The 17,965-nt window shown below is 72.1% G+C and carries 16 protein-coding genes and 1 pseudogene; 4 read left to right on the forward strand and 13 right to left on the reverse strand.

Features of this window, described 5'->3' with window-relative positions; genetic code table 11:
- Nucleotides 1–15 precede the first annotated feature (15 nt).
- Complete coding sequence (locus ACIG0D_RS29195; RefSeq protein ID WP_399806615.1) at nt 16–1,842, forward strand: PQQ-binding-like beta-propeller repeat protein; 1,827 nt, start codon at nt 16–18, stop codon at nt 1,840–1,842.
- A 30-nt stretch (nt 1,843–1,872) separates the two neighbouring features.
- Here the strand turns inward: ACIG0D_RS29195 and ACIG0D_RS29200 are convergent, their stop codons facing one another.
- The 3 genes and pseudogenes from ACIG0D_RS29200 to ACIG0D_RS29210 form a co-directional block, all read right to left on the reverse strand.
- A complete protein-coding gene (locus ACIG0D_RS29200) occupies nt 1,873–2,325 on the reverse strand; it encodes a YbhB/YbcL family Raf kinase inhibitor-like protein (protein ID WP_399806618.1) in 453 nt (150 codons plus the stop codon).
- 85 nt (nt 2,326–2,410) lie between these two features.
- A complete protein-coding gene (locus ACIG0D_RS29205; RefSeq protein ID WP_399806620.1) occupies nt 2,411–3,640 on the reverse strand; it encodes a DegT/DnrJ/EryC1/StrS family aminotransferase in 1,230 nt (409 codons plus the stop codon).
- A gap of 157 nt (nt 3,641–3,797) precedes the next feature.
- Nucleotides 3,798–4,436 (reverse strand): annotated as a pseudogene (locus ACIG0D_RS29210) (GNAT family N-acetyltransferase); the annotation flags it as partial.
- A gap of 175 nt (nt 4,437–4,611) precedes the next feature.
- Between ACIG0D_RS29210 and ACIG0D_RS29215 the strand changes: the two are divergent.
- The gene (locus tag ACIG0D_RS29215) at nt 4,612–6,057 is read left to right on the forward strand and encodes a glyceraldehyde-3-phosphate dehydrogenase (protein WP_399806622.1); all 1,446 of its coding nucleotides are present in this window, start codon (nt 4,612–4,614) and stop codon (nt 6,055–6,057) included.
- 209 nt (nt 6,058–6,266) lie between these two features.
- On the forward strand, nt 6,267–6,806 hold the full coding sequence (locus tag ACIG0D_RS29220) for a hypothetical protein (protein ID WP_399806625.1): 540 nt from the start codon (nt 6,267–6,269) through the stop codon (nt 6,804–6,806).
- Between the two features lie 36 nt (nt 6,807–6,842).
- Here the strand turns inward: ACIG0D_RS29220 and ACIG0D_RS29225 are convergent, their stop codons facing one another.
- From ACIG0D_RS29225 to ACIG0D_RS29255, 7 genes are all read right to left on the reverse strand, one after another.
- Nucleotides 6,843–7,382 carry a DUF2269 domain-containing protein gene (locus ACIG0D_RS29225; RefSeq protein ID WP_399806628.1) on the reverse strand — a complete coding sequence of 180 codons (540 nt, stop codon included), beginning with the start codon at nt 7,380–7,382 and terminating at the stop codon, nt 6,843–6,845.
- Nucleotides 7,383–7,509: 127 nt separating this feature from the next.
- The gene (locus tag ACIG0D_RS29230) at nt 7,510–8,757 is read right to left on the reverse strand and encodes a vanadium-dependent haloperoxidase (protein WP_399806630.1); all 1,248 of its coding nucleotides are present in this window, start codon (nt 8,755–8,757) and stop codon (nt 7,510–7,512) included.
- Nucleotides 8,754–10,106 carry an LLM class flavin-dependent oxidoreductase gene (locus tag ACIG0D_RS29235; protein WP_399806633.1) on the reverse strand — a complete coding sequence of 451 codons (1,353 nt, stop codon included), beginning with the start codon at nt 10,104–10,106 and terminating at the stop codon, nt 8,754–8,756. Before ACIG0D_RS29235 ends, ACIG0D_RS29230 begins: the two co-directional genes overlap by 4 nt.
- Nucleotides 10,103–10,873 carry an ABC transporter ATP-binding protein gene (locus tag ACIG0D_RS29240; protein ID WP_399806636.1) on the reverse strand — a complete coding sequence of 257 codons (771 nt, stop codon included), beginning with the start codon at nt 10,871–10,873 and terminating at the stop codon, nt 10,103–10,105. Before ACIG0D_RS29240 ends, ACIG0D_RS29235 begins: the two co-directional genes overlap by 4 nt.
- Nucleotides 10,849–11,835 (reverse strand): ABC transporter permease, encoded by a 987-nt coding sequence (locus ACIG0D_RS29245; protein WP_399806638.1) that lies wholly within the window; start codon nt 11,833–11,835, stop codon nt 10,849–10,851. Before ACIG0D_RS29245 ends, ACIG0D_RS29240 begins: the two co-directional genes overlap by 25 nt.
- Nucleotides 11,832–12,914: an ABC transporter substrate-binding protein gene (locus ACIG0D_RS29250; RefSeq protein WP_399806641.1), complete on the reverse strand. Its 1,083-nt coding sequence runs from the start codon at nt 12,912–12,914 to the stop codon at nt 11,832–11,834. The genes ACIG0D_RS29245 and ACIG0D_RS29250 overlap by 4 nt, the downstream gene beginning before the upstream one ends.
- 78 nt (nt 12,915–12,992) lie before the next feature.
- On the reverse strand, nt 12,993–13,067 hold the full coding sequence (locus ACIG0D_RS29255) for a putative leader peptide (protein WP_399806803.1): 75 nt from the start codon (nt 13,065–13,067) through the stop codon (nt 12,993–12,995).
- 202 nt (nt 13,068–13,269) lie between these two features.
- Here ACIG0D_RS29255 and ACIG0D_RS29260 point away from each other — a divergent pair, with 202 nt between their 5' ends.
- Nucleotides 13,270–14,457, forward strand: a complete 1,188-nt coding sequence (locus ACIG0D_RS29260; protein ID WP_399806644.1) for an MFS transporter — start codon at nt 13,270–13,272, stop codon at nt 14,455–14,457.
- Between the two features lie 111 nt (nt 14,458–14,568).
- On the opposite strand, the gene ACIG0D_RS29265 is transcribed toward ACIG0D_RS29260, so the two are convergent.
- From ACIG0D_RS29265 to ACIG0D_RS29275, 3 genes are read right to left on the reverse strand one after another with little or no spacing between them, the layout of a single operon-like run.
- Nucleotides 14,569–15,051 carry an SRPBCC family protein gene (locus ACIG0D_RS29265; protein WP_399806646.1) on the reverse strand — a complete coding sequence of 161 codons (483 nt, stop codon included), beginning with the start codon at nt 15,049–15,051 and terminating at the stop codon, nt 14,569–14,571.
- A 51-nt stretch (nt 15,052–15,102) separates the two neighbouring features.
- Nucleotides 15,103–16,896, reverse strand: coding sequence for a carbamoyltransferase (locus ACIG0D_RS29270; RefSeq protein ID WP_399806648.1), 1,794 nt, complete (start codon nt 16,894–16,896; stop codon nt 15,103–15,105).
- Nucleotides 16,897–16,918: 22 nt separating this feature from the next.
- Nucleotides 16,919–17,965 carry an NAD(P)/FAD-dependent oxidoreductase gene (locus tag ACIG0D_RS29275; RefSeq protein WP_399806650.1) on the reverse strand — a complete coding sequence of 349 codons (1,047 nt, stop codon included), beginning with the start codon at nt 17,963–17,965 and terminating at the stop codon, nt 16,919–16,921.

The following is a 17,965-nucleotide window of genomic DNA, read 5'->3' on the forward strand; positions in this document are numbered from 1 at the left end:
GGAACGGGGAACGGCATGACGGGCACACGTACGCACGTCGTCTGGAACGCCGGGTGGGGCATGCTGCTCACCCTCGGTCTCCTGGTGCTGCTGGTCGGCGACGGCGGCACGTCGGGGAAGCCGGGCGCACCGCCGAACGCGCTGGACGTGGCGTGGTCCTTCCGGACCCCGGTCCGGGCGCTGGACGTCTCGGACGTGCCGGCGCCGCTGAGCGACGGGATGCTGGCCGTCCCGCACGGCAGGACGGTGAGCGTCGTGGACACGCGGAACGGTCGTCTGCTGTCCACCCTGCGCAGTTCCGCGGACGAGTTCACGCCCGTGGGGTTCTCGGGTGGCGTGGTGCTCGCGGTGGAGGAGCGCTACGGCCGCATGGATTCCCTGAACGCGTACGATCCCGCGACCGGACGCGCACTCTGGCGCAGGACCGCGAGCCCCGACGCGCGGCGGGGCGAGGACGGCGTCTGGCTCGGCAAGACGCCGTATCTGCCTGCTCCGGGGCCCGTCGTCGAGGCGGCCGGCGGCCGGCTCGTGGGTCTCGCGCCGCGGACCGGTGCGGTGCGCTGGGAGAAGCGGACGTCCGCGCTCACACCGTGCGACGAACCCCCGCCCGGCGCTCCCCGCTCGTCCACTCCCTCCGCCTCGCCCTACAACGTGTCCATGACGGCGCGTTACCTCGTCCTGCTCAGCGGCTGCCCGGGCCTCACCGCGCACCTGGAGGTGATGGATCCGGCGAACGGGGACATCGTCTGGAAGAGACCGCTGGGGCGCTGGCGGGAGTCCATCAGGCTCAGCGCGGTCCGCAATATGGTCGGGGTGAACGTCGACCACAGGCTCCGGCTCTTCACCGAGTCGGGCGAGGAACGTCTGCGGCGCGAGGGAAGCAAGCCGGGAAGCCGGACCTCCCAACTGTGGCCACTGGGAGAGTCCCGCGGGGTGGTGTACCTCTCGGAAGCGCATCACGCGGCGGAGCCCGACTCCCCGTCGATGGGGCGGCGGACTCTGCACGCCGTGCGTGCGGACACCGGGGAGCACCTGTGGAAACGATCCCAGGGGGAGGCGACCGGCGAGGAACTGGAGGGCGACCTGATCGTCGGCGACGCGGGCGCCGCCGGCGGATACGCCGGAAACCTCCGCTGGTCTGTCGGAGACCCTCGGCTTCAGGGGCCGGGCGCGAGCACCCTGACGGACGTGGCGGGCCGGCGCAGCGCCCGCGTTCCCTGGCCGGTGGCCGGGACGTACGTGGGCATGAGCGGACGGCTGCTCATCGTCCGCAGCGAGGAGAGGGACGGAACCCGGTACACGGCCCTGCGGCCCGTCCACCGCGCCGCGGACGCGGAGCGACCCGTCGCACTGGGAGGGGCGAAGCCGGCGGACTGGCCCGACGCCTGCGGGCTGATCAGTACCCGGTTCCTCTCGGAGCTCGCCTCGGACTACGTCAAGCTGCCCGCGCCGTCCGGCCGCAGGGTGCTGGGCACCCGGCTGCCGCGCCCGAGCGGGTGCCGTTTCGCCACGGAGTCCGGTCCCGAGAGCGACTTCTTCTCCGTCACCGTGCGGTGGGTGGCCCCCGACCCGCAGGCCGCCCGGACCTACGCGACGAGCGCCCTGCCCTGGGGATGCAATCCCTGGCTGGGCGGCGGGTGCGTGGTCGCCGAGATCACCCGGCCGTCACCCGGGGTGTATCTGTACACGCACACCACGGGCCTGGAGCAGTTTCCCGTCGCGAGCGCGCTCGTGGTGCGGGGCCGGTATGTCTTCGGGATCAGGGGTGCGGTCAACGAACGCAAGGGCCTGCCGCTGGTGCGGCGGGTGGCGAGCCACCTGGCCCGGCAGACCGGGCCCTGAGGGGGCCGCCGGTGCCGTTCCGGGCCGTGGTCAGCGCTGGTAGAGGCCGACCAGGGTGCCGCTGGCGAGCTGTTCGCGGTCGAGGACGCGGTGTACGTCGTCGGCGGTGGCGTCGTCCGGCAGGGAGACCGGGGCGGGCAGGGCGTACAGGCGGAAGAAATAGCGGTGCGCCGGGTCGCCCGCCGGGGGTTTGGGGCCGCCCCAGCCGCGTTCGCCGTAGCCGTTGCGGTGCGGATGGCCGCCGGGGCCGGTGCCGCCCGCGGGCAGGCCGTCGCTGTCGGGGTCGATCCCTGTGACCAGCCAGTGCAGGAAGGTGCCCGACGGGGCGTCGGGGTCCTCGCACACGAGGGCCAGTTCCGCCGCGTCCTCGGGGACTCCGGACCAGGTCAGGGGCGCGGAGATGTTGTCCCCGTCCTTGGCGTGGCGGCGCGGGATCACGGCGTGATCGTCGAATGCGGAGCTTTTGAGTTCGATTCCGGCCATGCGCGCCGCAGTACCCCCGGAGGCGGGCAGCCAATCGGGCCTCCGGTGCCGTTAGGTCCGCGCACGGCGGCCTCCCCCGCGGCAGCTACTGTCCGAGCGGCGCGGGCGGCGCCGTGTCCCGGAGCGGTTCCGCGAGCGGGGGCCGGGCGGGGGCGGCCCGCTCCCTGGTCAGGGCGTGGACGATCCGGCGGGCCAGGAGGGGGTCGGCGGGCAGGACGTGGGAGGCGAACCAGCGGGCGGCCGAGGGGTCGGGGGACGGGTCGGTGAACTCGGGGCCCGCGTAGTCGTCGAGCGGCGGGTCGTAGACGTATCCGGTGACCACCCCGTGGTCGACCAGTCGTTCCACGAGGGCGTCCCGGTCGTGGACCAGCAGCGGGACGCGGAAGAGCGGCACCAGGCCGTCGTGGGCGGTGAGCGCGCGCAGCGCCGGGGAGGACCAGGCGCTGCGCGACAGGGCCGCGACACCGGCCCTGCGGCGGTCGAGGTCGCCGTCGAGCCGGGCCAGCCGCAGCCCCAGCTGGCCGCGCAGCAGCGCGCCGTGGCGGGCGCGGAAGTCGTGCAGATCGACGCGGACCCAGGGTTCGTACGCGGTGAGGCTGGGCGCCTCGTGCGCGGAGCCGGTGAGCCGGGGCGCGTGCAGGGCCATCCGGAAGTCGTCGCGTTCCAGCAGGCCGAGGCGCTGCATGGAGCGCCACACGGGACGGACCAGGTGCAGGGTGCGCACGGTGGACCGGGCCAGGGGCCGCAGTGTGGTGGCCAGGTCGGCGCGCAGCCGGCGCGGGACCAGCAGGTCGTCGCGCAGCAGCTCCAGCTCGCGGCGGGTGCGGGCGTCCTCGACGGCGAGGAAGCCGCCGGCCGTCGCCGCCACGTGCTTGGACAGGCTGAAGGCCGCCGCCGTCCCGAAGGTGCCGACCGGCCGGCCGTCCACATGGGTGCCGATGGCGTGCGCCGCGTCCTCGATGAGCGGGATGCCGAGGGCGTCGCAGCGCCGGCGCAGTTCCACGACCTGGTCCGGAATGCCGTAGAGGTTGGTCGTCAGGACGGCGTCGACGGTGCGCCAGGTGGCGTCGGGGACGGCGTCCGGGTCGATGTTGCCGTCCCGGATGTTCACCGGTGCCTGCACGGGGCGCAGTCCGGCGGCGAGGACCACGAAGAGGATCACGTCGTCGTTGACCGGGGACATCAGCACCCGGGCGCCCGGCCGGCACCAGCGCCGCAGGGCCAGGTAGAGGGCCAGCCGGGCCGAGGGGGTGTAGACGCACTCGCGTCCGAGCCGCCGTGTCATCGCCGCGGCGAGCCGCGATCCGTACGGCATCGTCACCTCTTCCGTGAAAGCCGTCGAAGAAGGGTCGTGGGAAGTCGCGCGGGAATTGGGCCGCCGGGGCCGGCCTCGGGACAGCGCGCGGCGCGGGCCGGCGCGCCGTCGCAGGGTGCTGTGTGTTCCGCGCGGCGGCGGAAGCTCAGTGCGCCCGCAACCGCGCGTGCATCAGCAGGCCGGGCGAGTAGGGGCGCAGCTCGGGGTCGTACGCGGTGAACCAGGCGGCGAACACAGTGCGTGACCGGGGTCCGAAGTGCGCGGCGACCGGGCGGTCACCGGCGTAGAGGACGGACAGCACGCCGGTGAAGTGCTCCTCGCGCTGCTGGAGGTCGTCGACGAGGTCGATGATCCAGGGCCGCGCGAACCGGTCCATCCGCCCGGTTCTGCGGTACTGGGCGGACTTCCAGGCCATCAGCCGGCGCAGCATCCGGGGGTCGCGCTCGTCGTGTGCGAAGCGCACCTCGCCGTGGTCGCGGCCGGGGCGGCGCTCCTTCTTCAGCGTCGTCCTGGCGAGGCCCGGGTAGGTGGCGCGCAGCCACTGTGGGTAGTCGGCGTCGTCGCCGGGCCGGAGGTCGACGACCGGTGAGGCGAACGTCCCGGTGACGTGCGCGGCGAACGGCTTCTGTCCCTTGAGGAGATGGTCGAACTCGAAGAGGGACAGCCCGCAGGCACGCAGCAGTGGGAAGGGGTTTGCGTACTCGGGCGACTCGTCCATCGCCCGGTGCCAGGCCCGTGTCAGCGAGGCGTCCAGCTCTTTTGGTCCGTGGATCGTGATGCTGCGCGAGCTTCGCATGGCCGACCGCTCCCCCCAGAACTGCGCCGCGAGGCTCAAACGTGGCGAAACAGTACGCATCCTGTCAAGGGCGCCCGCGGAAGACCCGCGGAAGAGGAGGGAGCGACCCCGGTCACAGCCACCTCCACCCAGCATGGTTATCATCTGAGCGCCACCTAGCTCGAAAGATGGATCTGTGACTGTCAACGAGGACTCGTTCACGAACTGGAAGAACCGCGAAGAGATCGCGGAGTCGATGATCCCGATCATCGGGAAGCTGCACCGGGAGCGGGACGTCACCGTCCTCCTCCACAGCCGCTCCTTGGTGAACAAGTCGGTCGTCAGCATCCTCAAGACCCACCGCTTCGCCCGGCAGATCGCCGGCGAGGAGCTGTCGGTCACCGAGACGATGCCGTTCCTGCAGGCGCTGACCACACTCGACCTCGGGCCGTCCCAGATCGACATCGGTATGCTCGCCGCCACCTACAAGGCCGACAACCGCGGTCTGCCGATCGAGGAGTTCACCGCCGAGGCCGTCGCCGGCGCCACCGGTGCCAACAAGATCGAGCGCGGCGAGGGCCGGGACGTCGTCCTGTACGGCTTCGGCCGCATCGGCCGCCTCGTCGCCCGCCTGCTGATCGAGAAGGCCGGCTCCGGCAACGGGCTGCGGCTGCGCGCGATCGTGGTGCGCGGCGGCGGTGACCAGGACCTCGTGAAGCGCGCCTCGCTGCTGCGGCGCGACTCGATCCACGGCCAGTTCCAGGGCACGATCACCGTCGACGAGGAAGCCGGCACGATCGTCGCCAACGGCAACACCATCAAGGTGATCTACGCCAACGACCCCTCCGAGGTCGACTACACGGCGTACGGCATCAAGGACGCCATCCTCATCGACAACACCGGCAAGTGGCGCGACCGCGAGGGCCTGTCGAAGCACCTGCGCCCCGGCATCGACAAGGTCGTGCTGACCGCGCCGGGCAAGGGCGACGTCCCGAACATCGTGCACGGCGTCAACCACGACACCATCAAGCCGGACGAGAACATCCTGTCCTGCGCCTCCTGCACCACCAACGCGATCGTCCCGCCGCTGAAGGCGATGGACGACGAGTTCGGTGTGCTGCGCGGTCACGTGGAGACCGTCCACTCGTTCACCAACGACCAGAACCTGCTGGACAACTACCACAAGGCCGACCGCCGTGGCCGGTCCGCGCCGCTCAACATGGTGATCACCGAGACCGGTGCCGCCTCGGCCGTCGCCAAGGCGCTGCCGGACCTCAAGGCCCCGATCACCGGCAGCTCGATCCGCGTGCCGGTGCCGGACGTGTCGATCGCGATCCTCAGCCTGCGCCTCGGCCGCGAGACCACCCGCGAGGAGGTCCTCGACTACCTGCGGAACGTCTCGCTGACCTCCCCGCTGAAGCGCCAGATCGACTTCACCACGGCGCCCGACGCGGTCTCCAGCGACTTCATCGGCTCGCGCCACGCCTCGATCGTGGACGCCGGCGCGACCAAGGTCGACGGCGACAACGCGATCCTCTACCTGTGGTACGACAACGAGTTCGGCTACTCGTGCCAGGTCATCCGGGTCGTCCAGCACGTCTCCGGGGTCGAGTACCCGACCTTCCCGGCGCCCAGCGCCTGATCAGGGACACGGCAGCGGCCGTACGTCCGACCTCGCCGGTCGGGTGTACGGCCGCTTTCCCGTCTCCTGATCCACGGCCGCTGTCCGGTTTTCGCCGGAGAGAGTGCAACCATTCCGGGAACCCGGCTGTCTCAGCTGATATCGGACAGCTCATCCCCCCGGGGGACACAATGGCACGTACACGAACAGCATGGGCGGCAGTCGCGCTCATGGGAGCCACATTGGGGGCGGCGGCGGTACCGGCCCAGGCCACCGCGCTCACCACCACTCAGACCACGGCCTGCCCCACCGGCTGGGGCAGCGGCGCCAAGACCTCCGACGCCGGCACGATGGCGTCGGTGACGAACGTCAGGGCGGGCCGCCACGCCTGCTTCGACCGGCTGGTCGTCGACATCCCCGGCGGCGGGAAGAACGTCGGCTACCGGGTCGGCTACGTCGACCGCCTCCACCAGGACGGATCGGGCCGCCCCGTCCCCGTCGCCGGCGGAGCCGTCCTCGAGGTGCGGGTGACCGCCCCCGCCTACGACCCCGACACCGGCGCAGCCACCTACCCCGGCCGTGTGGGGCGCCCTCTGCCGGGCGTGGACCTCACCGGCTACCGCACCTTCCGCGACACCCGGTTCGCGGGCAGCTTCGAGGGTGAGACCCAGCTCGGGCTCGGCGTCCGCGCCCGGCTGCCGTTCCGGGTGACGCAGGTGGCCGACCGGGTCGTCATCGACGTCGCCCACAACTGGACCGGCAGCCGCTGACGGCCACTGGGGCGCCGGGCCACCGGTGCACCGCGCTCAGACCGGCTGCCGGGTCCGCCCGGCAGCCGGTGCCGTACGTCCGGACGCCGCCCGCGACCTGCGGCCCCGGCGGGTCGGACCCCAGGGCTTCAGGACCGAGATCGCCGTCATGAAGACGTAGGCGGTCAGCGAGACGACCGGCCCGAACAGGACGTCGCCGGCGTCCGGCAGCGGCCGTCCGCCGCCGACGGCGGCCACCGCCTCGTTCACGCCCGGACGCAGGGCGAACGCCGTGGCGGTGGTCGTGGCGAGAGTGAGCCAGAACTTGGTGTACACCCACCGGTGCCGCGCCAGCCCCCACGCGGTGCCGAGTGCCAGCACCAGCCCGCTGAGGAGGGTGAGGAACGCGACGGGCAGCAGCAGCCAGTCGGCGAACAGCTTCATGGCCCGGACACCGGCCTCCGCCGCCGGCGCGGAGCCGGCGGCGGTGGCGGTGATCCCGAGGGCGAGCAGCCCGAGCGTGAGCCCGAGCCAGCTCGCGGAGGCGGCCACATGGACGACGAGGAGGGCCCGGCGTGCGGGTCGGCTGAGTTTCACCCGACCCACGCTGCCCGACCGCGCCGCCGAACGCGTCTGACGGCGGGAGCAACCGCGCGTACTCGGCTCGGCGTACGGGCCGCCCCCCGGGACCGGGGCCGCCCCCCGGGACCGGGGCCGGACACCCCTAGCGGGCGGCGAGGAGGCGGTCGACGTTGCCGAGGGTGTGGCGGGCGACGTTCCTGCCGAGCGTGATGCCCGCCTCGTCGGCGGTCCGGGTGTGGATGCCGGACCAGACCCGGGCGTCCACGTTCTCGTCCGACAGCTGCTTCCAGGCGGTGTACGTACGGGTCACGCCGGGCGCCGTGGGGCTGGTCAGCTCGAACGGGGCGGTGCCGGGGCCGGTGAGCACCGACAGGACGGTCTCGGCGGCGCCGGAGTAGGTGGCATGACCACTCGGGTAGTCCGGGTGCGCCGGGGTGGTGTGCAGCGGTGTCCAGTCCGGGTCGGGGTCGAGGTCGCCGGTGCGGATCGCGGTCACCGGGCGCCACCGCTCGTAGGCGTACTTGCTGTCGGAGGTGGCGATCTGCGTGTCCACGAGCGCGGTGTGGAACAGCGCGACCAGCCGCGCCTGTCCGGCGATCCCCTGCTCGGTGCGGGAGAGCGCCACCCGCAGCGGCTCGGTGTAGAGGGTGAGGGAGGAGCCGTACCAGAAGGCGGCGGTCTCGGTCTGGCGGGCGCTGCGCACCGCGCTGTCCGCCGCGCCGTACGCCCGTACCTCGGCCAGGTCGGCGGCGTAGCGGGCGGAGTCCAGGGCGGGCGGCGGGCCCAGCCGGAACTGGTCGGCGGTGGTGAGCGTGAACGGCCGGGCGAGCCGGTTGCCGTACTGGGTGGCCGGGGCGTACGCGGGCGGCGTCGGCTGCCACACGCCGGGCGCGGTGGGCCGCACGGGGTAGGGCGCGTTCACGGACGCCGGGTCGAGTCCGTCGCCCTGCCGCTCGGCGAGGGCGCGGTCCGCCTGGCGCTGACCTGCGGCGACGCCGCGCCGCTCCGCCGGTCCGTCCGGGATGGTGTCGAGGGTCGCCGTCAGCTGTGCGTCGAGCTGTTCGGTGCGGCTCGGGGCGAGGGTGACGAGGGCGCGGTGCACGGCGGCGGCGAGGGCGGCCTCCTGGTAGGGGCGGCGTTCCACGCCGTCGGGCACGGCGCGGGTCGCCCGGGCCGCCGCTAGCCAGCCGACGGCCCAGGTGCGGCTGTTGGTGACCTGGGTGGGCGCCCCGGCCGTCGCGATGGTCTCGGCGGTGGTGTCGTACCAGGCGAGCGCGGTGGCGGCCCGGTCGTGGCCGGCCGCGGTGGCCTGCGGGACCGCGACGGAGGTGGTGAGCAGGGCGGTCGCGCCCAGGGCGGCGAGGGCGAAGCGGGTTCTGAGCGCACTCATGCGGTGTCCTTCGCTGGGATCGTCGGTGCGGGGGATACGGCGGCGGGGCGCGGGAGTCCGTAGTGGTCGCGCAGGGTGGTGCCCCGGTAGGCGGAGCGGAACAGGCCGCGGGCGCGGAGGATCGGCACGACCTGGTCGGCGAAGAGGTCGAAGCCGCCGGGCAGCCAGGGCGGCATGATGTTGAAGCCGTCGGCCGCCCCGTGCTCGAACCACTCCTGGATGTGGTCGGCGATCTGTTCCGGGGTGCCCGCGACGACCTGGTGGCCGCGGGCCCCGGCGAGGCGGTGGAGCAGTTCGCGGACGGTGGGCCGTTCGCGGTCGACGATGTCGAGGACCAGCCGGAAGCGGCTGCCGTTGCCGCGCTCGCCGCCGGTCTGGACGAGTTCGCGTGGGAAGGGCTCGTCGAGCCGGTCGGCGGTGAGCCGGACGCCGAGCAGCCGGTGCAGCAGCTCCAGCGAGTAGGCGGGCTGGGTGAGTTCGTCGAACTTGCGCCGCAGCCCGCGTGCCTCCGCCTCGGTCGAGGCGATGAACGGGCTGATGCCCGGCAGGACGAGCACCAGGTCCGGGTCACGGCCGAGCGCCGCCGCCCGCGTCTTGATGTCGGCGTAGAACTCCTGGCCGCTCGCCAGTGTCTGGTGCGCGGTGAACACGGCTTCGGCGTGGCGGGCGGCGAACCCCCTGCCCTCCCGGGAGGAGCCGGCCTGGACGTAGACGGGGCGGCCCTGGGGGCTGCGGGGTGTGTTGAGGGGACCGCGCACCCGGAAGTGGCGGCCTCGGTGGTCGATGGGGTGGATGCGGTCGGTGTCGGCGAAGAGGCCGGTCCTCTGGTCGGCGATCAGCGCCTCGTCCTCCCAGCTGTCCCAGAGTCTGGTGACGACGTCGACGAACTCGTGGGCGCGGCCGTAGCGTTCGGCGTGCGTGGGGTGGGCGTCGAGGCCGAAGTTCGCGGCGGCCTGCGGGGCGCCGGTGGTGACGATGTTCCAGCCGGCCCGGCCCCGGCTGAGATGGTCCAGGGAGGCGAAGAGCCGGGCCAGGTTGTAGGGCTCGGTGTAGGTGGTGGACGCGGTGGCGACCAGCCCGATCCGCTCGGTGGCCGCGGCGATCGCGGCCAGCCAGGTGAACGGTTCCAGCCGGAAGCGGCTGGCGTGGCGGACGTTGTCGGCGAGGGACGGCCCGTCGGCGAGGAACACGGCGTCGAACGTGGCCCGTTCGGCGGCGCGGGCCAGCTCCTGGTAGAAGCCGACGTCCAGCAGGCGGCCCGGATCGGTGCCGGGGTGGCGCCAGGCGGCCTCGTGGTGGCCGCCCGGGTAGACGAAGAGGTTCAGACGCAGTTGGCGTCGCCCGGTCATACGGCGGTGACCTCCTCCAGCGGGTCCACGCCGAGCCGGCCGAGCAGGCGCTCGCGCAGGGCGGCGTATCCGGGGCCGCCGGGGCGGCGCGGGGCCGGCAGCTCCACCGGCAGGTCGGCGGCGATCCAGCCCTCGTCGAGGACCACCACCCGGTCGGCGAGGACGATCGCCTCGTCGACGTCGTGGGTGACGAGGAGTACGGCGGGCCGGTGCCGCGCGCACAGGCGGCGCAGCAGGGTGTGCATCCTGATCCGGGTGAGGGCGTCCAGCGCGCCGAAGGGTTCGTCGGCGAGCAGCAGCCGCGGTTCGCGGACGAGGGAGCGGGCGAGCGAGACGCGCTGCTGCTCGCCGCCGGAGAGTTCCACGGGCCAGGCGCGTTCGCGTCCGGCGAGGCCGACCTCGGCGAGGGCGGCCCGGCCGCGCTGTTCGGCGTCCGGCCCGGTCAGGCCGAGGACGACGTTGTCGAGCAGGCGTTTCCAGGGCAGCAGCCGGGCATCCTGGAAGACGACGGAGAGGTGGTCGGGGGCGGCGAGGGTGCCGCTGCCCGGTACGTCCCGGTCGAGGCGGGCCAGCGCCCGCAGCAGGGTGCTCTTGCCGGAGCCGCTGCGGCCGAGCAGGGCGACGAACTCGCCGGGCGCGATGGTCAGATCGAGTCCGTCGAGGACGCGGCGCTCACCGAAGGAGCGCACCAGGTTCTCGATCCGGACGGCGGCCCGCCCGCCGTCGCGGTGTTCCGCCCCGGTCAGTCCCCGAGCGTGCGTCGCCATGACAGCGTCCCCCTCTCCACGAGCCGGACCAGGGCGTCGGAGAGGAGCCCGAGCAGGCCGTACACGACGAGGCCGACGAGGATGACGTCGGTCTGTCCGTAGGTCCGCGCGAGTTCCATCATGTAGCCGATGCCGCTGGTCGCGTTGACCTGTTCGACCACGACCAGCGCGAGCCACGCGGCGGTCACCGCGAAGCGCATGCCGAGCAGGAAGCCGGGCAGGGCACCGGGCAGGACGACGTGCCGGACGAATGCGAGCCGGCCGAGCCGGACGGTCTCGGCGAGTTCGACGTAGCGGTGGTCGATGGCGCGCAGCCCGTTGTGGGTGTGGATGTAGACGGGGACGAACACGCCGAGGGCGATGGTGACGACCTTCATGGTCTCGCCGATGCCGAACCACAGGATGAGCAGCGGGATCAGCGCCAGCGAGGGGATCGCCCGCTTGATCTGCACCGGGCCGTCGATCACCGCCTCGCCGATCCGGCTGAGCCCGGCGACGAGCGCGAGCAGCAGTCCGCCCGCGACGCCGAAGAGCAGCCCGAGAAGGGCGCGTCGGGCGGAGGTGGCGAGGTGGGACTGGAGCCGGCCGTCGGCGAGCAGGTCGCCGGTGGTGGCGGCGACGGTCCAGGGCGACGGCAGGCTGCGCGGGTCGAGCAGTCCGGCCGCGGAGCCGCCCGCCCAGAGAGCGAGTAGCAGCAGCGGGCCGAGTGCCCACCCGTACGGCACGGGCCGTCCCGGTCCGAGCCGCGTGCGGGGACGGCGCGGGGCGGCGGGTTCCGTGCGTCCGGCCTTCGGCGGGGCGGGCGCGGAGGGTGCGGACGGAGAGGGTGCGGACGGGGAGGGTGCGGACGGAGAGGGTGCGGACGGGGAGGGCGTGGAAGAGAGCGCGGAGGAGGAGGGCGTCGACGAGGAGGGCGTGGGCGAGGAGTGTGTCGGCTGGTGGTCGAAGACGGCGGCGCTCATGACGCGCCCCCCGCTGCTCCGGCGCCCTTTTCTCCCGTATCCGCGATGGCGTCGGCGGCCACCGATTCGTATCGGCGGTCGAAGAGGAGGACCGCGTCGAAGGCCTCACGTTCCTGTTCCTTCGCCAGCAGGTCGATGGTCTGCTGCTGGCGCCGGATGGCCGCGCTCCAGTCCGCCGGAATGTCCGGGTGACCGGCCCGCTCGACGAGGAATTCGCCGTCCTCCCGGCTCAGGCCCTGATCCTTGACGTAATAGCCCTCGACCCATTCCTCGGGATGTTCGTCGATCCAGACCCGGGCGCGCGCCCAGAATTCCACGAGTTCCCTGATGGCAGCGGACTTCTCGGGATCGCTGACGGAATCCGTGAGCGCCCACAGGTGTTCGGGGTCGTCGCGCAGTCCGTGCCGGATGGTCGTGGCGCCGTCCTTTCCGTATTTCGTCAGATAGCGCTTGATGTTGACGTCGCCGATGGGGGCGGCGTGGACCTGGCGGTTGCCGAGTGCCGTGGGATAGACGTCGTCGGTGCTGGCCAGTTCGACGAGTTCGACGTCGTCCCGGGTGAGCCCGGCCTTCCGCAGGATCCGCAGCACCAGCGCGCCCTGGGCCTGGCCGGGACTGTAGGCGATCTTCTTCCCGCGCAGGTCGGCGAGGGTCCGGATGCCGGCACCGGGAGCGATGCCCAGCTCGTAGACGGGGTGCCGCAGGGGGTCCCGGCGGAACTTGGCGGCCACGAGCTTGGTGTCGAGGCCCGTCCAGTGGGCGTTGATCGCCGGGATGTCCGCGGCGGAGCAGACGTCCAGTGCGCCCGCCCTGAAGGCCTCCGAGCATTTGGGGCCACCGCTGATGTTGGCCCACTCGACCTTGAAGGGCAGTTTGTCGATCTGGCCCGACAGTTCCAGTGCGACCTTCAGTTCCGGTGATCCGACGGTGAGGGTGGTGTCGGCGGAGACGGTGGCCGGGATTTCCCGGCCGGAGACGTCCTTGCCGACCGAGGCGGTCTGCGCGGAATCCACGCACGAGGTCAGCAGAAGTCCGAGAGCCAGCGTGGCCGCGGCAGCCGCGGCCCTGGTTCTGGGCATGCGTATACGAGGGATCATTGACGCCTTCACAGAGCGGGCGGGGAGGGGGATCGGGACGGGACGGCCGGCGGTGGAACGTCAGCTACACACCGCGGTGGCGACCCGCATCAGATCAATGGCCCTGCGCCGGAAAAAGCGATCGAAGATCCGCATGGCGCCGAACCTAACGACGGGTCAAAGGCCGGTCAATACGACTTCGCCGACCTGGCCGGTACTGCAATGACACCGTCGTGGCGGCGCCATACGGGTGTTACAAGCCACGGTGGCGAGGCACCTCCCGCCCCTTGCCCCGCCCCGGTCCCCCTCCTAGCCTGAGTTTGTGCCGGAAATAAACAAAACCCGTTCGCACACCGTCGTGCCGGGTCACCAGAGTCAGCTCACCCGTCTCCGTACCGCCCTGACCACCTTCTTCGCCCTGGACGGCTTCATCTTCGCGGGGTGGGTCGTCCGGATCCCCGCCATCAAGGAACAGACCGGCGCCTCCCCCAGCGACCTCGGGCTCGCCCTCCTCGGCGTGTCCGCAGGCGCGGTCGTCACGATGATGCTGACCGGGCGGCTGTGCCGGCGGTTCGGCAACCACCGGGTCACCGTCGTCTGCGCCGTCCTGCTCTCCCTCAGCGTCGCCCTGCCCCCGCTCACCCACTCCGCGCTCGCGCTCGGCGCGGTACTGCTGGTGTTCGGGGCGGCGTACGGCGGGATCAACGTGGCCTTCAACAGCGCGGCCGTGGATCTGGTGGCCGCGCTGCGCCGGCCGATCATGCCGAGCTTCCACGCGGCGTTCAGCCTGGGCGGCATGATCGGCGCGGGGCTGGGCGCGCTGGTGGCGGGGGCGCTGTCGCCCACCCGGCACCTGCTCGGGCTGACCGTCGTCGGACTGGTCGTCACCGCTTTGGCGGCACCGGGGCTGCTGCGTCACCGGCTGCGCCGGCCCGCAGAGCGCCCGCGCCCCACGGCGCACACCCCGCCCCGCCCGGACCGCCCGGACCGCCCCGACCGCCGCACCCGTGCCCTGGTGCTGGTCTTCGGACTGATCGCCCTGTGCACCGCCTACGGCGAGGGCGCCCTGGCCGACTGGGGCGCGCTGCACCTGGAGCAGGACCTCGACGCCTCCCCCGGCGTCGCCGCGATCGGCTACTCCCTCTTCGCGCTCGCCATGACCGTGGGCCGGCTGAGCGGGACGGTGCTGCTGGAGCGCCTGGGCCGTAACCGCACCGTGGTCGCGGGCGGTACCACCGCGGCGGTCGGCATGCTGCTCGGCGCGCTCGCGCCCTCGCTGTGGGCGGCGCTGCTCGGGTTCACGGTCGCGGGCCTCGGCCTGGCCAACCTCTTCCCGGTGGCCGTGGAGCGCGCGGGGGCACTCGCCGGTCCCAGCGGGGTCGCCGTCGCGTCGACACTGGGCTACGGCGGCATGCTGCTCGGTCCGCCCGCCATCGGGTTCATGGCCGACTGGTTCTCCCTGCCGGCCGCCCTCACCAGCGTCGCTGCGCTCGCCGCCCTCGCCGCGCTGATCGGCCTGACGACGCGGCGCGTCACCGCCACCTGAAGCGAACGCGCCGAGAGGCCCGGGGCACATGATGTGCGCCGGGCCCTCGACGTGTGGTTCAGTGCGAGTGGCGAGGGTGCCGCAGCCGTAGTGCCGGCGTCGTCACGTCGCTCACTTCGCGGCAGCCGCGAAGTGGTCCCGCACCGCGTCGGTCTGCTTCTCCATGACGTCGATGATGGCCTCGACCACGTTCAGGTCGGCGTCGTCGGCGATCTCCAGGACCCGGTCCCACTCGAAGAAGCTGCGGGCCGGGTCGTTGGTGATGGGGCGTACGCGGATGGTGGCCTGGTAGCTCTGCACCCCGCTGGTGGGGGCGACGGCCCGGTAGGACTGGGTCTTGTTGATCTCGTCGCGGGCGGCGATCTCCTGCTGGACGAGGCCGCCGTTGAGCGTGAGCCGGAAGTCGTAGCGGGCCGGGACCGTGTCGACCGAGCCGCCTTCCACCCAGGAGACGTCGGTGTGGATGTCCAGGTCGCCCGGGGACACGATCTCCAGGATCTGCATGGCGTCGCGGACGGTCGCCCACACGGTGTCCGGGTCGGCGTCGAGGATGGTGGAGTGGTACATGGTGTGCTTGCGCTGGATCTTCGGCACGGGGTGCTCCTAGCTCTTTGCGATTGACTCTTTGCGATTGACTCTTTGCAATCAGCTCTTGGCGATGAGGTGGTTTCCGAGGACCAGATAGTCGATCTCGGTGCCCATGAAGCAGTTGAGGGCGTCGGTGGGGGTGCAGACGATGGGTTCGCCGGCGACGTTGAACGAGGTGTTGATCAGGCAGGGGACGTCGGTGAGTTCGGTGAACCTCCGCAGCAGTGCCGTGAGTCGCGGGGTCCCCTCGTCGGTCAGGGTCTGGATCCGGGAGGTGCCGTCCACGTGGACGGCACCGGGGATGCGGTCCCGGTACTCGTCGCGGACGGGGAAGACGAACGTCATGTACGGGGAGCTGGTCTTGCGCCCCATGTCGAAGATCTTCGGTGCCCGCTCCTCCAGGACGAGGGGGGCGAACGGGCGGAAGGGTTCGCGGTGCTTGACGCGCGTGTTGATGATGTCCTTGATGTCGGGGAAGCCGGGGTTGGCGAGGATGCTGCGATGCCCCAGCGCGCGCGGCCCGTGTTCGAGGCGGCCTTCGAACCAGCCGATGACGACCTTCTCCGTCAGCAGTGTCGCCACCTGCTCGACGACCTCGTCATCGTCCAGGCGCGAGACGGTGACACGGCCGGTGAAGCCCTCCAGCGCCTCCTCGATCGCGGCCTCGTCGTAGGCCGGGCCCAGGTAGGGGGTGACGGGTGCGGCGGCGGCGAGGACGTCCGCGGGGCCGGTGTCCGGGTGGTCGAGCCAGGCGCGGGCCGCGGCGCCGATGGTGATGCCGGTGTCGGAGGCGCCGAAGCTGACCTGCATGTCCTCGAAGCGTGAGCCCTCGAACAGCGGGGTGTTGTTCAGGCAGTTCAGGGCGACGCCGCCTTCGAACAGCAGCCGGTCGAGATCCGTCCTCTCCCCCAAGTGGCGGACCTGATGGGCGGTGGCGACGTTCAGCATCTGCTGCGCGGCGGCGGCGACGCGGGCCTGGTACTCGAGGGTGTCCTCGAAGGGTCCGAAGTACTCCTCGAACAGGCTGTCGTGACTGTGGGGGTCGTCGGTCCGCAGCGGGGTGGTGAAGGTGTAGCGGCCGTCGTCGTGCAGCCGCAGGAGATGGTCGACGAACGGGTTCGGAGTCGGCGGGTCGGTGTATCCCGCGAGGCCCATCACCTTGTACTCGTCGTTGTTGGGGACGAAGCCGAGGAAGCGGGTGATCGCGGCGAACAGGGTGCCGATCGAGTGCTCGGCGCCGGTGACGGTGTCGTCGAAGACGGTGATCCGGCCGCCGCGGATCTCGCCCGTCAGCGTCGAGAACCGTTCGGCACGGCCGTCGCTGACGAGGAACGCGGAGTCCTTCATGCCTGCGAGGTAGTAGCCGGTCGTGGCGTGGGCCAGGTGGTGAGGGACGAAGCGGACCTTGTCCGGGTCGGGGCGGCGTCCGGTGCGGGCCTCGAAGTCCGCGAGCATCGCTTCGTGGCTGACGACCTGGTCGAACAGGTCGGCCATGTCGCCCAGGAGGCGGGTCTTCGCGGCCTGCGGCATCGGCGCGGCGCGGATGCCGTCCAGGATCTCGTTCAGAACCTGCGGGGACCAGTTCCAGGGAAAGGCGAACAGGTCGACGTCGTCGAACGTGATCCCGGCTTCCTTCAGGCACCAGTCGATCGCGTTGGCGGGGAAGTCGGTGGTCTTCTTCTCCCGGTTGAGGCGTTCCTCCTCCACGGCGGCGACGAGGCGGCCGTCGATCAGGAGCGCGGCGGCGGCGTCGTGGCCCAGGAGGTAGTGCTTGTTGATGCCGGTCGCGCCGAGGCGTTCGGAGAAGAACTCCGACACCCGGCTGAAACCATTACATCCGAGAACGATCACGGGATTCTTTCCTGTTATGGGGCTACTTGGCGATCAGCAGGTCGCGGAGCTTCTCCCCGGCGGCGGGTGCCTGGCACAGACCCGCGCCGGAGAATCCGGCCGCGTACAGGAAGCGGCGGGTGGGGTGTTCGCCGATGAAGGCGGTGTTGTTCGGGCCGGCGTCGAAGTCGCCGCTCCACGCGCGATGCAGTCCGATGCCGTCCAAGGCGGGGAACAGGGCGCCGAGATGACCGCCGATTCGTCCGAGCCAGGCTTCGCGTGATTCGCCGGCCTGGGGTACGCCCATGGCGAGGAGGATGCGGTCCTTCCACGAGCGGATCCGCAGGCCGGAGCCGGCGTGCAGCGTCATGGGCAGCTCGCCGTGCGGGGAGGGCGGGACGTCCGTGAACAGCATCTCGATCGCGCGGGGTGTCATCGGCAGGTCGACCGACGCCATGGACGCCACCTCACCGGACCAGGGCCCGGCCGTGCACACGACGCTGTCCGCCTTGATGCTGCCCCGCGGGGTGTGGACGGTGTTGTCGTCGTCGATGCCGGTGACGGGTGTGTGGGTGAACAGGCGGGCTCCGTGGTTGCGGGCGCCGGCGGCGTAACCGCGCACGATGTCGAGGCCGTCCACGTGGTACGCCTCGGGAGACCAGGCGGCGGCCAGGACGGCGCGTTCGCCGATCAGCGGGTTGAGTTCGGCCGCCTCGCGGGCACCGATCAGGTCCACCCGGACGCCGGCGGCCCGCTGGGCCTGATGGCCGGCCTCGAATTCGGCGATCTCACGTTCGTCGGTGAACAGCACCATGAACCCGAGCCGTTTCAGGGTGAGCGGGGCCGCGGTGTGGCGGGCGAAGTCGCGGTAGGCGGTCAGGCTGCGGACGGCCATCCGGCCGGTGTGGGGGTCGCCGGGAAAGTAGGTGCGGACCATGCCCGCGGTGTGCGCGGACGCTCCGCCGCCGAGGCTTCCGCGTTCCAGCAGCACGGTGTCCACGCCGGCTTCGGCGAGGTGGTGGGCGGCGGAGGTTCCGATCACTCCCCCGCCGATGACGACGGCTTCGGCGCGGGCAGGCAGGGCGCCCAC

The sequence above is a fragment of the Streptomyces sp. NPDC052773 genome, from assembly GCF_044547145.1.
In the GTDB taxonomy this organism is placed as follows: Bacteria; Actinomycetota; Actinomycetes; order Streptomycetales; family Streptomycetaceae; genus Streptomyces.

Bases quoted from the DNA above. Each gene is read 5' to 3' on its own strand.
- ACIG0D_RS29235 (WP_399806633.1), bottom strand. From the start codon at position 10,106: ATGACCGGGCGACGCCAACTGCGTCTGAACCTCTTCGTCTACCCGGGC.
- ACIG0D_RS29245 (WP_399806638.1), bottom strand. From the start codon at position 11,835: ATGAGCGCCGCCGTCTTCGACCACCAGCCGACACACTCCTCGCCCACG.
- ACIG0D_RS29230 (WP_399806630.1), bottom strand. From the start codon at position 8,757: ATGAGTGCGCTCAGAACCCGCTTCGCCCTCGCCGCCCTGGGCGCGACC.
- ACIG0D_RS29240 (WP_399806636.1), bottom strand. From the start codon at position 10,873: ATGGCGACGCACGCTCGGGGACTGACCGGGGCGGAACACCGCGACGGC.
- ACIG0D_RS29205 (WP_399806620.1), bottom strand. From the start codon at position 3,640: ATGCCGTACGGATCGCGGCTCGCCGCGGCGATGACACGGCGGCTCGGA.
- ACIG0D_RS29195 (WP_399806615.1), top strand. From the start codon at position 16: ATGACGGGCACACGTACGCACGTCGTCTGGAACGCCGGGTGGGGCATG.
- ACIG0D_RS29250 (WP_399806641.1), bottom strand. From the start codon at position 12,914: ATGCCCAGAACCAGGGCCGCGGCTGCCGCGGCCACGCTGGCTCTCGGA.
- ACIG0D_RS29200 (WP_399806618.1), bottom strand. From the start codon at position 2,325: ATGGCCGGAATCGAACTCAAAAGCTCCGCATTCGACGATCACGCCGTG.
- ACIG0D_RS29220 (WP_399806625.1), top strand. From the start codon at position 6,267: ATGGGAGCCACATTGGGGGCGGCGGCGGTACCGGCCCAGGCCACCGCG.